The 255-nt window shown below is 52.9% G+C and carries 1 rRNA gene; it reads right to left on the reverse strand.

The window, feature by feature from the left end:
* Nucleotides 1-255: ribosomal RNA gene (locus DQG19_RS20695) — 23S ribosomal RNA — on the reverse strand; the annotation flags it as partial.

Here is a 255-nt window from a genome sequence, read left to right on the forward strand (position 1 = left end):
GGCGAAGGGGTTTCTCACCCCTTTTATCGTTACTCATGCCTACATTTGCTTTTGTGGCCGCTCCAGCCGGGGTCACCCCCAACCTTCAGTGCCGTACCACAATGCTCCCCTACCAAATACTGCCCTAAAGCAGTCTTTCCATAGCTTCGGTACCGGGCTTATGCCCGAGTATTTTCCGCGCAGGAACGCTCGACTAGTGAGCTGTTACGCACTCTTTAAATGAATGGCTGCTTCCAAGCCAACATCCTAGCTGTC

Origin of the sequence: Lewinella sp. IMCC34183, from assembly GCF_003390915.1 — a bacterium.
Taxonomy (GTDB): Bacteria; Bacteroidota; Bacteroidia; order Chitinophagales; family Saprospiraceae; genus Neolewinella.